The 14,125-nt window shown below is 74.6% G+C and carries 13 protein-coding genes; 4 read left to right on the top strand and 9 right to left on the bottom strand.

Features of this window, described 5'->3' with window-relative positions; all coding sequences use genetic code 11:
* Positions 1 to 252: 252 nt before the first annotated feature.
* The 3 genes from IG05_RS0102895 to IG05_RS0102885 all read right to left on the bottom strand — a co-directional run bounded on the left by IG05_RS0102895 (position 253) and on the right by IG05_RS0102885 (position 3,306).
* Entirely contained in the window at positions 253 to 1,542 is a 1,290-nt protein-coding gene (locus IG05_RS0102895; RefSeq protein WP_078893861.1) for a ribonuclease D, read from the bottom strand.
* A gap of 158 nt (positions 1,543 to 1,700) precedes the next feature.
* Entirely contained in the window at positions 1,701 to 2,360 is a 660-nt protein-coding gene (locus IG05_RS0102890; RefSeq protein ID WP_030338745.1) for a helix-turn-helix transcriptional regulator, read from the bottom strand.
* A 268-nt stretch (positions 2,361 to 2,628) separates the two neighbouring features.
* On the bottom strand, positions 2,629 to 3,306 hold the full coding sequence (locus IG05_RS0102885) for a DUF3000 domain-containing protein (protein ID WP_078893859.1): 678 nt from the start codon (positions 3,304 to 3,306) through the stop codon (positions 2,629 to 2,631).
* 163 nt (positions 3,307 to 3,469) lie between these two features.
* On the opposite strand from IG05_RS0102885, the gene hemE reads away from it, so the two are divergent.
* Positions 3,470 to 4,528 (top strand): uroporphyrinogen decarboxylase, encoded by a 1,059-nt coding sequence (hemE, locus tag IG05_RS0102880; protein WP_030338743.1) that lies wholly within the window; start codon positions 3,470 to 3,472, stop codon positions 4,526 to 4,528.
* 12 nt (positions 4,529 to 4,540) lie between these two features.
* Here hemE and IG05_RS0102875 read toward each other — a convergent pair whose 3' ends face one another.
* Entirely contained in the window at positions 4,541 to 5,365 is an 825-nt protein-coding gene (locus IG05_RS0102875; RefSeq protein WP_030338742.1) for a rhomboid family intramembrane serine protease, read from the bottom strand.
* 92 nt (positions 5,366 to 5,457) lie between these two features.
* Here IG05_RS0102875 and IG05_RS0102870 point away from each other — a divergent pair, with 92 nt between their 5' ends.
* Positions 5,458 to 5,739, top strand: a complete 282-nt coding sequence (locus IG05_RS0102870; protein ID WP_030338741.1) for a hypothetical protein — start codon at positions 5,458 to 5,460, stop codon at positions 5,737 to 5,739.
* Here the strand turns inward: IG05_RS0102870 and IG05_RS0102865 are convergent.
* Positions 5,736 to 7,130, bottom strand: a complete 1,395-nt coding sequence (locus tag IG05_RS0102865) for an FAD-dependent oxidoreductase (protein WP_030338740.1) — start codon at positions 7,128 to 7,130, stop codon at positions 5,736 to 5,738. The genes IG05_RS0102870 and IG05_RS0102865 overlap by 4 nt on opposite strands.
* A 27-nt stretch (positions 7,131 to 7,157) precedes the next feature.
* Positions 7,158 to 8,132: a DUF4349 domain-containing protein gene (locus tag IG05_RS0102860; protein ID WP_030338739.1), complete on the bottom strand. Its 975-nt coding sequence runs from the start codon at positions 8,130 to 8,132 to the stop codon at positions 7,158 to 7,160.
* A gap of 152 nt (positions 8,133 to 8,284) precedes the next feature.
* Between IG05_RS0102860 and hemG the strand changes: the two genes are divergently transcribed.
* Positions 8,285 to 9,739 carry a protoporphyrinogen oxidase gene (gene hemG / locus IG05_RS0102855; protein ID WP_030338738.1) on the top strand — a complete coding sequence of 485 codons (1,455 nt, stop codon included), beginning with the start codon at positions 8,285 to 8,287 and terminating at the stop codon, positions 9,737 to 9,739.
* A gap of 5 nt (positions 9,740 to 9,744) precedes the next feature.
* On the top strand, positions 9,745 to 10,476 hold the full coding sequence (hemQ, locus tag IG05_RS0102850) for a hydrogen peroxide-dependent heme synthase (protein ID WP_030338737.1): 732 nt from the start codon (positions 9,745 to 9,747) through the stop codon (positions 10,474 to 10,476).
* 62 nt (positions 10,477 to 10,538) lie between these two features.
* Here hemQ and IG05_RS0102845 read toward each other — a convergent pair whose 3' ends face one another.
* From IG05_RS0102845 to IG05_RS0102835, 3 genes are all read right to left on the bottom strand, one after another.
* Complete coding sequence (locus IG05_RS0102845) at positions 10,539 to 12,203, bottom strand: alpha/beta hydrolase (protein ID WP_030338736.1); 1,665 nt, start codon at positions 12,201 to 12,203, stop codon at positions 10,539 to 10,541.
* A 147-nt stretch (positions 12,204 to 12,350) separates the two neighbouring features.
* On the bottom strand, positions 12,351 to 13,130 hold the full coding sequence (locus IG05_RS0102840; protein WP_030338735.1) for a TIGR04222 domain-containing membrane protein: 780 nt from the start codon (positions 13,128 to 13,130) through the stop codon (positions 12,351 to 12,353).
* 116 nt (positions 13,131 to 13,246) lie between these two features.
* Positions 13,247 to 14,017, bottom strand: coding sequence for a DUF4142 domain-containing protein (locus IG05_RS0102835; protein WP_030338734.1), 771 nt, complete (start codon positions 14,015 to 14,017; stop codon positions 13,247 to 13,249).
* Between the last annotated feature and the right edge of the window lie 108 nt (positions 14,018 to 14,125).

The following is a 14,125-nucleotide window of genomic DNA, read 5'->3' as shown; positions in this document are numbered from 1 at the left end:
CCATGCTACTTATGAGTAACGTAGCTGCACACCCCGGACGGCGGGAGCGGCGAAGGTCACATCGGCCACCCCGGCCGGTGCGGCGCCCCGCGAGAGGCACGGGGAACCGCGCGGGCACCCCGAAGGACCCGAGGGCCCGGTGCGGCGCTCACCGGCGCGGCGCCGTGGACCCCGGGGCGTGCCCGCAGGATCTTGGCGTGATTTCGACGTCGCCGTTCCGCTTCCGCGGCCCTGCGGCTCCCGCCGGGACGGTCAGGCGCCCTTCACCGCCAGCGCGTCCACCAGTACCGGCGTGACCAGCTCCACCTGCCACGGCCGCGCGCCGTATCCCGCGAGCGCGTGCTGCACGGACTCGGCGTCGATCACCTTCGGCGGCTCCCAGCAGACCCGCCGCACGGTGTCCGGGGAGATCACGTTCTCCTGGGGCATGGTCAGCCGCTCGGCGAGGGCGGTCACCCCCGCGCGGGCGGCGGACAGCCGGGCCGCGGCGGCCGGATCCTTGTCGGCCCAGGCCCGCGGCGGCGGCGGACCCGTCACCGGCTGCCCCGGCTGCGGCAGCGCGCTGTCGGGAAGGGCCTTGGCCCGGTCCACGGCGGCCTGCCACTGCTCCAGCTGGCGCCGCCCCATCCGGTGCCCGAAGCCGCCCAGCGCCGCGAGGGCGTGGACGCTGCCCGGCAGGGCCAGCGCGGCCTCCACGATGGCCGCGTCGCTCAGCACCTTGCCCGGCGACACGTCCCGGCGCTGCGCGATCCGGTCCCGCGTCTGCCACAGCTCGCGCACCACGGCGAGCTGCCGGCGCCGCCGCACCTTGTGCATGCCGGACGTACGGCGCCAGGGGTCCTTGCGGGGCTCGGCCGGCGGAGCGGAGGCGATCGCGTCGAACTCCTGGAGCGCCCACTCCAGCTTGCCCTGCCGGTCCAGCTCCTTCTCCAGGGCGTCCCGCAGGTCGACGAGCAGTTCGACGTCGAGCGCCGCGTACCGCAGCCAGGGCTCGGGCAGCGGCCGGGTCGACCAGTCGACGGCGGAGTGTCCCTTCTCCAGGACGAAGCCGAGGACGCTCTCCACCATGGCGCCGAGGCCGACCCGGGGGAACCCGGCGAGCCGGCCGGCCAGCTCGGTGTCGAACAGGCGGCTCGGGATCATGCCTATCTCGCGCAGGCAGGGCAGGTCCTGGGTGGCCGCGTGCAGCACCCACTCGACACCGGACAGGGCCTCGCCGAGTCCGGACAGGTCGGGGCAGGCGACCGGGTCGATCAGCGCGGTGCCGGCGCCCTGGCGGCGCAGCTGCACCAGGTAGGCGCGCTGGCCGTAGCGGTAGCCGGAGGCGCGCTCGGCGTCCACCGCGACCGGGCCGGAGCCGGCGGCGAAGGCGGCGGTCACCCGCGCGAGGGCCGTCTCGTCGGCGATCACGGGCGGGATGCCCTCGCGCGGTTCGAGCAAAGGAGTCGGCGCCCCCGTCACAGAAGATCCGGCGTCGTCCGGAGGAGTGCCTCCGGTGGTGCGCAGGGAGCTGTCTGCTGCGGTGTCTTGGGCGTCGGTCACCTGTCAAGGGTATCCGTGCGGGGACGGCGCCCGTCGACGGAACGTTCCGTCGACGGGCGTATCAGGGGCGTAAACCGGTCAGTCAGGGGGACGGCCGGGTCCACACCGGTGAACGGCGGGTTCCGCCGAAGGGGTAGCGGGCGGGGTGGCGGGTGGGCTCAGTGGATGATCCCCGTACGCAGGGCCACGGCCACCATGCCGGCCCGGTCGCCCGTGCCGAGCTTGCGGGCGATGCGGGCGAGGTGGCTCTTCACGGTGAGGGCGGACAGGCCCATGGACACGCCGATCGCCTTGTTCGACTGGCCCTCCGCGACCAGTCGCAGCACCTCGACCTCGCGTCCGGACAGCTCCCGGTAGCCGCCCGGGTGGCTCGGGGCACCCGGGGGGCGGCGGTGCATACGGGCGGCGGCGCCGAGGGGGGTGGCGCCGGGCCGGGCGGGGAGCCCGATGTTGGTGCGGGTGCCGGTGACGACGTAGCCCTTGACGCCGCCGGCCAGCGCGTTGCGGACCGCGCCGATGTCGTCGGCGGCGGACAGGGCGAGTCCGTTGGGCCAGCCCGCGGCGCGGGTCTCGGACAGCAGGGTGAGGCCGGAGCCGTCGGGGAGGTGGACGTCGGCGACGCAGATGTCGCGCGGGTTGCCGATGCGGGGACGAGCCTCCGCGATGGACGAGGCCTCGATGACGTCGCGCACCCCGAGCGCCCACAGGTGGCGGGTGACGGTGGAGCGGACGCGCGGGTCGGCCACGACCACCATGGCGGTCGGCTTGTTCGGGCGGTAGGCGACCAGGCTTGCGGGTTGCTCGAGGAGAACGGACACCAGGCCTCCTGGGTGGGGGACGGGGCCGGCTTGTGGGGAGGAAGCCGGGACGAACCGTGCTTTCAAGGTCACAGTCGTCTTCGGCAGCAAACTCGTCCGCCTTTAGAGAATGATCACGATCTAGTGAGTAACAATCTGTGCAATTCGGACACGCGATCGATCATCCGAAGATCGAGTCGGTTCGAGCGGGTGCGATTCGAGTGCGGAAAGTGGCCGTATCGACAAAGAGATGGTCAATCGGGTGTTTCGCGGCGACCGCTCACCGGGCTCACCGGGACTGCGGACCCCTGCGCTGCGGCAGGCTGACCACCGACGCGTCCCCCGGCCCGGCCGGCGGCAGCCCCGCGACCTGCGCCAGCAGGTCGCACCACGCGGCCAGGTGCGCGGCCGTGTCCGGCACCCCGCCCAGGCCCTCCCGGGGCGTCCACGAGGCCCGGATCTCGATCTGCGAGGCGGCCGGCCGCTCGGCGAGACCGCCGAAGTAGTGCGAACTCGCGCGGGTGATCGTGCCGCTCGGCTCGCCGTAGCCCAGCCCGCGCGCCGCCAGCGCCCCGGTCAGCCACGACCAGCACACCTCGGGCAGCAGCGGATCCGCCGCCATCTCCGGCTCCAGCTCCGCCCGCACCAGCGTCACCAGCCGGAACGTGCCCCGCCAGGCCTCGTGCCCGGCCGGGTCGTGCAGCAGCACCAGCCGCCCGTCGGCCAGCTCCTGCTCGCCGTCGACCACCACCGCCTCCAGCGCGTACGCGTACGGCGCGAGCCGCTGCGGGGCGGGCGTCGGCTCCACCTCCACCTGGGGCCGCAGCCGGCTGCCGCGCAGGGCTTCGACCGCGCTGCGGAAAGCCGGCGGACCCGGGGCACCGGGGTGCCCGTCCGCCTCCTCGGTGTCCTTCACTTCGCCCGCTCCATCAGCGCTGTCCGACCTTCGTCCGTGAGCCGCAGCCATGCGGGGAAGAGTAAGGGGAAGCGGGGCGTCGCGCAGGGCAAGACACCCCTTCGACATGGGGCGCCCCGGGCGCCGCGCGGGCCGTGCGCCGCCACGCGCCGCCGCCGGCGGCGGCACCGCCGGGGCGTCGGGTACCGATCCCGCGGCATGCGAAACTTGCCTCGTGACCGCCAATGACACCCCGCAGCCGACAGCGACGTACGACAGCGCCTTCCTCAGGGCGTGCAGGCGCGAGCCCGTGCCGCACACGCCCGTGTGGTTCATGCGCCAGGCCGGCCGCTCCCTGCCCGAGTACCGCAAGGTGCGCGAGGGCGTCCCGATGCTTGAGTCCTGCATGCGGCCCGAGCTGGTCACCGAGATCACCCTGCAGCCGGTGCGCCGGCACGACGTGGACGCGGCGATCTACTTCAGCGACATCGTCGTCCCGCTGAAGGCCATCGGCCTCGACCTCGACATCAAGCCCGGCGTCGGCCCGGTCGTCGAGCAGCCGATCCGCACCCGCGCCGACCTGGCCCGGCTGCGCGACCTCACCCCCGAGGACGTCTCCTACGTCACCGAGGCCATCGGCCTGCTCACCCGCGAACTGGGCGCCACCCCGCTCATCGGATTCGCCGGCGCGCCTTTCACCCTCGCGAGCTACCTGGTCGAGGGCGGTCCCTCGCGCACGTACGAGAACGCCAAGGCGATGATGTACGGCGACCCCGGACTCTGGGCCGACCTGCTCGACCGGCTCGCCGACATCACGGCCGCCTTCCTGAAGGTCCAGATCGAGGCCGGCGCGAGCGCCGTCCAGCTCTTCGACTCCTGGGCCGGCGCGCTGGCCCCCGCCGACTACCGCAGGTCGGTCATGCCGGCCTCCGCCAAGGTCTTCGACGCCGTCGCCGGCTACGGCGTCCCGCGCATCCACTTCGGCGTCGGCACCGGCGAGCTGCTGGGGCTCATGGGCGAGGCCGGCGCGGACGTCGTCGGCGTCGACTGGCGCGTCCCGCTGGACGAGGCCGCCCGCCGCGTCGGCCCCGGCAAGGCGCTCCAGGGCAACCTGGACCCGACCGTCCTGTTCACCGACAAGGACACCGTCGCCAGCCAGGCCCGCGAGGTGCTCGACGCCGCCGCCGGCCTGGAGGGCCACGTCTTCAACCTCGGTCACGGCGTCATGCCGAACACGGACCCGGACGCGCTGACCCGGCTCGTGGAGTACGTCCACACCGCCACCGCGCGCTGAGCCCCGGCCGGTTCACCAGGAGTAGTGGGGCCGCGCGCGCCTGCCGAACAGCAGGCCGGGCGGCTCCGGCGGGGGCGGCGTGCCGGGCTTGAGCGGCCAGGCGAGCAGCATGCCCGCCACGAAGCCGACCACGTGCGCCGCGTACGCGACCGTGCCGGCGCCGGACATCCCGCGCCCCGACGAGTACACCGCCTGCAGCCCGAACCAGAAGCCCAGCACCAGCCAGGCGGGCAGCCGCAGCGGCAGGAAGACCAGGAACGGCACCAGCACCCACACCCGGGCCTTCGGGTACAGCACCAGATACGCGCCGAGGACCCCGGCGATCGCACCGGACGCGCCGATCAGCGGGTCGCCGGAGCCGGCGTTGAGCAGCGCGAAGCCGTAGCCGGCCGCGTAGCCGCAGACGACGTAGAAGAGGAAGTAGCGGATGTGGCCCATCCGGTCCTCGACGTTGTTGCCGAAGATCAGCAGGAAGAGCATGTTGCCCAGCAGGTGCAGCCAGCCGCCGTGCAGGAACATCGCCGTGAAGACCGACAGCGCCGGGGACTTGTCGTAGGCGGGCGGTGCCACGACACAGCCCGGGCCGTGCGGGCCCACGCCGACCTCCCCGGTCGGAACGAGCCGGGGCATCCGGTGGTGGATCAGCTCCCGGGGGACCGCCGCGTAGTGGTCCATGAAGGCCTGGAGGTCGCACAGCCGGGCCAGTTTCCCGCCGCCGGCCACGGCACCGGCCGTGCCGGGCATGGTGAGGAACACCAGCACGTTGACGGCGATCAGGGCGTACGTCACCCAGGGGGTGCGGCGCACCGGGTTCACGTCATGAACGGGGATGACCACACAGGAGTACTGCCCGGGATCGGGCCCGTGAACCGGTGAACGCGGGCGGGCGGGCTCGCGTATGTGTTCTCAACCGACGTGAGGATCAGGCGATGACGAACGCTCCGCAGGTTTCGGCGATGCACGCTCTGCCCGACGGGGAGGCCGAGCTGTCCCTGGTGGTACGGCTCCCCTGGGAGGACGTGGCGCGGCTCGGCCAGGAGGCGGGACGGCTCGCCTCGCAGATGCAGCGGCCGGTGACGCTGGACGAGGCGGTCAGCTACCGGCTCCGCTCCGCCCGGCCGTCCGCCTCCCACGCGAAGCCCTCCGCCGAGCAGCCGGCCGCCGTCTCCTCCGGGGTGACGTCACTGCCCCGGATCAGCGGGACGGCCTAGGCGGCCCGTACCTTCGCCGCCGCCTTTCTCGCCGCCACCAGTACCGGGTCCCACACTGGTGAGAACGGCGGGGCGTAGCCCAGGTCCAGGGCCGTCATCTGTTCCACCGTCATCCGGGCGGTGAGCGCCACCGCCGCGATGTCGACCCGCTTCGCCGCACCCTCCCTGCCGACGATCTGCACGCCCAGCAGCCGGCCGGTGCGGGACTCGGCGAGCATCTTGACCGTCATGGGGGCGGCACCGGGGTAGTAGCCGGCCCGGCTGGTCGACTCGATCGTGACCGCCTCGAAGCGCAGGCCGACCCGGCGGGCGTCCTTCTCACGCAGGCCGGTGCGGGCGATCTCCAGGTCGCAGACCTTGCTGACGGCGGTGCCGACCACGCCGGGGAAGGTGGCGTAGCCGCCGCCCGCGTTGGTGCCGATGACCTGGCCGTGCTTGTTGGCATGGGTGCCGAGCGGGACGTACTGCTCCTGCCCGGAGACCAGGTCGAGCACCTCCACGCAGTCGCCGCCCGCCCAGATGTTCTCGTGCCCGCGCACCCGCATCGCGAGGTCGGTGAGCAGGCCGCCGTGGGTGCCGAGCGGCAGTCCGGCGGCCCGGGCGAGGGCGGTCTCCGGGCGGACGCCGATGCCCAGGACCACCACGTCCGCCGGGTATTCGGCGTCCTCGGTGGCCACCGCGCGGACCCGGCCGTCCTCGCCGGTGAGGAGCTTGGTGACCTCCGCGTCGTTCACCATGGTGATGCCGAGGCCCTCCATGGCCCGGTGCACCATCCGGCCCATGTCCGGGTCGAGCGTCGACATCGGCTCCCGGCCGCGGTTGACGACCGTCACCGCGAAACCCCGGTTGATCAGCGCCTCGGCCATCTCCACGCCGATGTAACCCGCCCCCACGACGACCGCCCTGCGGCCCCGCGTGCCGGCCAGCGTGTCCAGCAGGGCCTGGCCGTCGTCGAGGGTCTGCACCCCGTGCACGCCGGGGGCGTCCGCGCCGGGCAGATCCGGGCGGACCGGGCGGGCGCCGGTGGCGATGACGAGCTTGTCGTACGCCGTCCAGGACTCGGCGCCCGAATCGACGTCACGTGCGCGTACCCGCTGCCCGGCCACGTCGATCTCCGTGACCTCGGTGCGCAGCCGCAGATCGATCCCGCGCGCGCGGTGCTCCCCGGGTGTCCGGGCGATCAGCCGGTCCCGTTCGGGGACCTCGCCGCCCACCCAGTACGGGATGCCGCACGCCGAGAAGGAGGTGAAGTGGCCGCGCTCGAAGGCCACGATCTCCAGCTCCTCCGGGCCCCTGAGCCGCCGTGCCTGCGACGCCGCGGACATGCCCGCGGCGTCGCCGCCGATCACGACCAGCCGTTCCCTGCCGTCCCGCCCCTGGCTCACGCTCATGGGAACACGCTACGGGGCGCGGGGACTTCAGTCCCGCCCGGCCCCCTCGGCGGCATCCGGCGCCGGGCGCGCCGACGGCAGCGGGCCGGGCGCGCTCATCGCGGGGACGGGCTCCGCGCGGCGCGGCAGCCGGGGCCGTACGGCCCGCAGCCACAGCAGCGCCAGGAGCGCGGCGAGGGCCGCGAACGGCAGGGCGGCACCGAGCGCGAGCGCGATCCAGCGGAGCATGCCGGCGAACGCGTGCCAGCCGCCCGCCAGCGCGTCCGTGAAGCCCGGCGTGCCGTCACCGGACGCCTGCCTCGCCGGGGTCTTCGACAGCGACAGGGTGACGGTGGCCAGATCGACGCGGTCCTTCAGGGAGGCCCGCCGGGCCAGCAGCGACTCCAGGTCGGCCTGACGGCTGCTCAGTTCCCCCTCCAGGGCGACGACATCGCTCAGCCTGGTCGCCCTGTCCATCAGCGCGCGGACCCGGTCCACGCTGGCCCGCTGCGACTTGATCCGGCTGTCCACGTCCACCATCCGGTCGCTGACGTCGACCGCCTTGGCCGTGCGGCCGACCAGCCGGCCCGTGCCCTGCAGACCGGTGAGGACCTCGTCGTACCGCTCGGCGGGCACGCGCAGCACCACCCGGGTGTGCTCGTGACCGCCGGCGTCCCGGTTCGTCGTCTCGTCGCCGACGAAGCCGCCCGCCTCCTCGGCGGTCCTGCGGGCGGCCGCCAGGGCCTTGGCCACGTCCCGGACCTCCAGCGTCAGGAACGCGGTGCGGATGACCGAGCCCGGCGCCAGCACCGGCGTGGCGCGCGGGGTCCTCCCGTTCCCGTGGTCCGCCGTGGCGCCGGGGGTGCCGAGGGCGCCGGCCTGTTCGGGCCTGCCGCCGGAGGCGGCCTTGGCGGAGCCGCCGCCCGCGTCGGCCGCGCCGCCGCACCCGGCGAGCGCGAGGGAGGCGGCGAGCAGGACCCCGGCCAGGGTCCGGACGCGAGGTGCGGTGTGTGGTGTGTGCATGGGCGATACCCCCGAAAGCCGTGTCCTGTGACGGTCCTTCGACGCCGGGCCGGCCGGGAACGTTCGACGGCTCCCGCTGCGCTGCGGTCACGGTCCGCACGCGTGCCGGACTCCGGGGCCCGGCGGCGGCGGGGTCTGAGAGAGTGGGGGACATGAGCGCAACGGACAGGGGCTTGGGGCACGTCGTCGTGATCGGGGCCGGCATCGCCGGGCTGGCCGCCGCGCACCGGCTGCTGGGGCGCGGCGCGCGCGTGACCGTGCTGGAGGCCGGCGACCGGGTCGGCGGCAAGCTGCTGCCCGGCGAGATCGCCGGCGTCCGGGTCGACCTGGGTGCCGAGTCCATGCTCGCCCGCCGCCCCGAGGCGGTGACGCTCGCGCGCGAGGCGGGACTGGGCGAGGCGCTCCAGCCGCCGGCCACCGCGACCGCCTCGATCTGGACCCGGGGCGCCCTGCGGCCCATGCCGAAGGGCCATGTGATGGGCGTGCCGGGCACCGCCGCCGCGCTCTCCGGTGTCCTCTCCGGCGAGGGCCTGGCCCGCATCGAGCGCGACGCCGACCTGCCCCGCACCGAGATCGGCGACGACGTGGCCGTGGGCGGGTACGTGGCGGCCCGGCTCGGCCGCGAGGTCGTCGACCGGCTGGTGGAGCCCCTGCTCGGCGGGGTCTACGCGGGCGACGCCTACCGCATCTCGATGCGCTCGGCCGTCCCGCAGCTCTTCCAGGCCGCGCGGGCCCACACCTCCCTCACCGAGGGCGTCCGGGAGATCCAGGCCAGGGCCGCCGCCCAGCAGCAGACCGGGCCCGTCTTCATGGGCATCGCCGGCGGGGTCGGCCGGCTGCCGCTCGCGGTCGCCGCGTCCGTGCGCGCGCGGGGCGGCGAGATCCTGACCGGGACACCCGCGCGGGAACTGCGCCGGGAGGCGGCCGGCGGCTGGCGGATCACCGCCGGGGAACGCGTGCTGCGCGCCGACGCCGTGATCGTCGCCGTGCCCGCCCCGGCCGCCGCCGCGCTGCTGCGCGCCGAGTCCCCGGGGGCCGCGGCCGAGCTGGCCGCCGTCGAGTACGCCTCGATGGCCCTGGTCACCCTCGCCTACCGGCGCGCCGACGCGCGCCTGCCCGAGGGCAGCGGCTTCCTCGTGCCGCCCGTCGACGGCCGCACCATCAAGGCCTCCACCTTCGCGTCCCGCAAGTGGGGCTGGATCGCCGAGGAGGACCCGGACGTGGTCGTGCTGCGCACCTCCGTGGGCCGCCACGGCGAGACCGAGGTGCTCGGCCGGGACGACGCCGGCCTGGTGGAGGTCTCCCGGCACGACCTGCGCGAGGCCACCGGCCTGGACGCCGTGCCGCTGGAGACCCGGGTCACCCGCTGGACCGACGGCCTGCCCCAGTACCCCGTCGGGCACCACGCGCGCGTGGCCCGCATCCGCGAACAGGTGGCCAAGCTCCCGGGCCTCGCGGTGTGCGGCGCGCAGTACGACGGCGTCGGCATCCCCGCGTGCGTCGCGAGCGCCCACGCCGCGGTGGACCAGCTGGCCGGCGACCCGGCAGGAGTGGCGGAGCTGACCGCCAACCCGGTGCAGAGCCTGCACGGCGGGGCGGGAGAATAGGGACCATGAGTGACGACGCCCCCATCACCGAGTCCGGCAGGATCCCGAACAAGGGCAAGCTGGCCAAGGACCTCAACGAGGTCATCCGCTACACCCTCTGGTCGGTCTTCAAGCTGAAGGACGTGCTGCCGGAGGACCGCGCCGGATACGCCGACGAGGTCCAGGAGCTGTTCGACCAGCTCGCCGCGAAGGACGTGACGATCCGCGGCACCTACGACCTCTCCGGGCTGCGGGCCGACGCCGACCTGATGATCTGGTGGCACGCCGAGAGCAGCGACCAGCTCCAGGAGGCGTACAACCTCTTCCGCCGCACGAGGCTCGGCCGCGCGCTGGAGCCGGTGTGGTCGAACATGGCGCTGCACCGCCCGGCGGAGTTCAACCGCTCGCACATCCCGGCGTTCCTCGCCGACGAGACGCCCCGGAACTACGTGAGCGTCTACCCCTTCGTGCGCTCCTACGACTGGTACCTGCTGCCCGACGAGGACCGCCGCCGCATGCTCGCCGACCACGGCAAGATGGCCCGCGGCTACCCCGACGTGCGCGCCAACACGGTCGCCTCGTTCTCCCTCGGCGACTACGAGTGGATCCTGGCCTTCGAGGCCGACGAGCTGCACCGCATCGTCGACCTCATGCGCCACCTGCGTGCCTCCGAGGCCCGGATGCACGTCCGCGAGGAGGTCCCGTTCTACACGGGCCGCCGCAAGGACCTCGGCGAACTGGTGGCGGGCCTGGCCTGACGGCCCGCGGTCGCCGACGGCACGGCGCGGCGCCCCGTGCGGCGAAGGCGAGGCGAAGGCGCCTAGCGGCGGTTGCCCTTGCCCTTGAGGGCGTCCCGCCGGGCCTCCTTGCCGGCCGAACCACCGGAGGCGACCGCGACCGGCTCGGGGCGCGGCGCGCACGATGCGTGCCGCGCCGGCACGCGGCCCTCGAGCAGGTACGCCTCCAGGTGCCCGTTGACGCACTTGTTGGGGCCGCCCCCGACGCCGTGCGTGCCCGCGTCCCGCTCGGTCACCAGCACCGAGCCGGCCAGCCGCCGGGTCAGCTCCAGGGCCCCCTGGTACGGCGCGGCGGCGTCCCGCTCCGCCGCCAGGACCAGCACCGCCGGCAGCTCACCGGGCCCGGTCCGCACGTCCAGCGGCTGTTGCCGGGGCACCGGCCAGTAGGCGCACGGCAGGTTCATCCACGCGTTGTCCCAGGTCTCGAAGGGCGCCACCCGGGCGAGCCGGGTGTTGTCGCGGTCCCACACCGCGAAGTCCGTCGGCCAGGGCGCGTCGTTGCACTCCACGGCCGTGTACACCGCGCCGGCGTTCTCCGCCTCGGCGGCCGTCCCCGGGCTCGGCGCGGCCAGCCGGACCAGCGGGCCCGGGTCACCGTGCAGGTACGCCGACAGGGCTTCGGCCCGGCTCGGCCAGTAGTCGTCGTAGTACCCGGCCGTCAGCAACACGTTCTGCAACTGGCCGGGGCCGACCTTCCCGCCCGCCGCCTTCCCGGCCAGCCGCTCGCGCGCGGTGTCGTAGCTGCGCTGCACCGCCGCGGAGGTGGCGCCGAGCCCGTACACGTCGTCGTGCCGGGCGACCCAGTCCCGGAAGTCCGCCCAGCGCTCCTCGAACGCCGCCGACTGGTCCAGGTTGCTGCGGTACCAGATCCGCTCCGGGTCCGGGTTCACCGCCGAGTCCAGCACCATGCGGCGCACGTGCGAGGGGAACATCGCCGCGTACAGCGTGCCGAAGTAGGTGCCGTACGACGCTCCCATGAAGGTCAGCCGGTCCTCGCCCAGCGCGGCCCGCAGCACGTCCAGGTCGCGGGCGTTGTTGAGGGAGTTGTAGAACCGGATCGCGGTCCCGGACCGCTGGACGCAGCCGCGCGCGTACGCCTGGGCCTCGGCGATCCGCTGCCGCTTGTAGGCCTCCGAGGGGTGCACCGGGGACGCGGTGGGCGCCTTGAAGAAGTGCCGGGGGTCCACGCAGGACAGCGGTGCCGAACGGCCCACCCCGCGCGGGGCGTAGCCGATCAGGTCGTAGGCGGCGGCGATCCGCTTCCACTGCGGGACGGCGCCGGCCAGCGGGAAGTACATGCCGGAGGCGCCGGGACCGCCCGGGTTGTAGACCAGGGCGCCCTGCCGGGGGACCTTCCGCTTGCTGTTGTGCGGGTCCTTGTGGGTGGCCGGGGCCCGGCTGACGGTCAGCCGGATCTGCCGGCCGTCCGGACGGGCGTAGTCCAGCGGGACCGTCACCGTGCCGCACCGCACCCCGGCCGGCGGATCCGGCAGGTCGGCGGCGGCGCACGGACCGAAGTCGATCCCGGCCGCCCGGGCGCGGGCCACGGCCACCGCGGTGCCGCGCAGCTCGGCCGTGCCGGGGGCGCCCGGCCTGCCCGGGGTGCCGGGCGCGCCGCCCGCCGGGGCCGCGGCCAGGGTGGTCAGGAGCAAGGAACCGGCGGCCGAGTACAGGGCGGCAGCTTTCATCGCGTATCCCTCCGGTGCGACGGCGATGGCACGGCTGCCACGGCCCGGCGACAACACAAGGGATGTTTCGTTCGGCTGTGGGGGAAGGCAAGCACCGCCCGGCGGGTGTCGGCGCCAATGCCCCCTGTGCGCCCCCGGGAGCCGCCCTCACTCCCGCCAGGGCTGGTCCCGGTGGGTGAGGGCCGCGCGCAGTTCCGGCTCGCCGATCGCGCGGATGCCGCGCACGGCGACGGAGGTGAGGAACGACCGCTCGTCACCGGCCGGATGGCCGGCCAGCGCGCTCAGCAGCCGCTGCCCCGCCGGGGAGGCCCAGCGCGAGTACGGGTGCACCTCGAACCGGGCGATGGCCAGGCAGCTCAGCGCCAGCGTGAGGGGCAGGGCGAACCACGCGCCCACCAGCGCGCGCGGTGTGCCGGTCTCGACGGGCAGCAGCAGCGCGGTCACGCCCAGGACGGTCACGGCCACCACGGCGGCCCGCACCTGGCGCACGGCGGCCCCCACGGTCGCGCCCGCGCCCTCGGGCACCGCGAGACCGGCGCGCACCAGACCGTCCGCCAGCCGCCGTACGGCCTCCGCGCCGGCCGCCCGCGCCCGTACCGGCGCGATCCGCGACTGGCCGTCGGGCCCTATGGCCCCTATGACGGACTGTTCCATCTCGTCGCGGCCCCGCGGGTCCACGACCGTGGCCCAGCCGGTGTGCGCGAGCAGCAGCCGGCGCTGGCGGGCCATGGAGACCAGGGTCACATCGGCGACCCGGGCGGGGCCGCCGGAGAGGAACGCCGCCTCGTACAGCGTGAGATCGCGCTCCGCGTCCGCCGACGCGTCACGCGCGTCCGCGGCGGCCGCGCGGACGGCCGTCAGGCACAGCCGGGTACAGGCGGACCCGGCGAAAGCCCAGGCCAGGAGCAGGAGAAGGACCCAGAACATGACGTGTTTGTATGCCAGGGGACTGGGCGTACGCCATGCCCTTTCAGGATCCGGACGGACTGTTGCGGGTATGTGACGTTCCGTTTCCCGCGCTGGTGGGCGCTCGTCCGGGCCGGTCAGGGGCTGCTCGTCGCCGGCGGAGGGCTCGCGACGGCGGGCGGCAGGGCGTACGTCTTCTCCGGCGACGGCGCGACCGGTACGGCGGCACCCGGGTCGGCCTCGGGCGGGGTCGGCACCGGGGAGGCGGGCGTGGCCAGGTCCTGGGCCAGCTGCGAGAAGTCGACGTACCCCGTCGCCTCCAGGACCTTGATGTGGTCCAGGACGGTCGTGTTGGCGTCGTCGGCGAGATCGCGGACCAGGGAGTTCTGGGTGCCCGCCCGGACCTGCGCGACGAGGGAGAACACCCGGCCGTGCGCGAGCCGGAGCAGGCCGGCGAACCGGCGGTCGAAGTCCTGGCCCGCGGCCGTGTCCAGGGTGGCCAGCCACTGCTTCTGCTGTGCGTTCGGCTCGTTGGGCAGGGCCAGGCCGAGCTGGGTGGCGACCGTGCGGACGTGCGCGTCCAGGGAGGTGTGCCCGTCCACGAGGTGCTGTCCGGCCGTGCGGACGGCGGGCGTCGTGCCCTTGCGCTGCGCCAGCTCTCCGGCGGGCAGCTCCCACAGCCCGGCCAGCCGGACCTTGGTGACGAAGTCCCGGTCCTGCGCCGACAGCGGGCCGTACGGCGTCGTCACCGTCTGTGCGCTCAGGACGTTCGCGCTCGACGGGTCCTGCCGGCCGGCGTACGACCAGAGCGGGACCAGCAGCGCGACGACGGTGGCGGCCAGGGCGGTGATGACGAGACCGGTGCCGCTGACTATGCCTCGGCCGGTGATGGGGGGACGCGGTCGCATGGTGCCTCCTGCACCGCACGCCGGGGATGTGCTTGGGGGTGGGTGCGGGGTTGGCATATTACTGGGGAACGGGGGCCGGACTCCGGGCGCGGGTACGGCGGTGGCCGT

It is taken from the genome of Streptomyces sp. NRRL S-1022, from assembly GCF_000720135.1.
Classification (GTDB): Bacteria; Actinomycetota; Actinomycetes; order Streptomycetales; family Streptomycetaceae; genus Streptomyces.
Note: the sequence above shows the minus strand (reverse complement) of the source record. Positions and strands in the feature narration are given on the sequence as shown.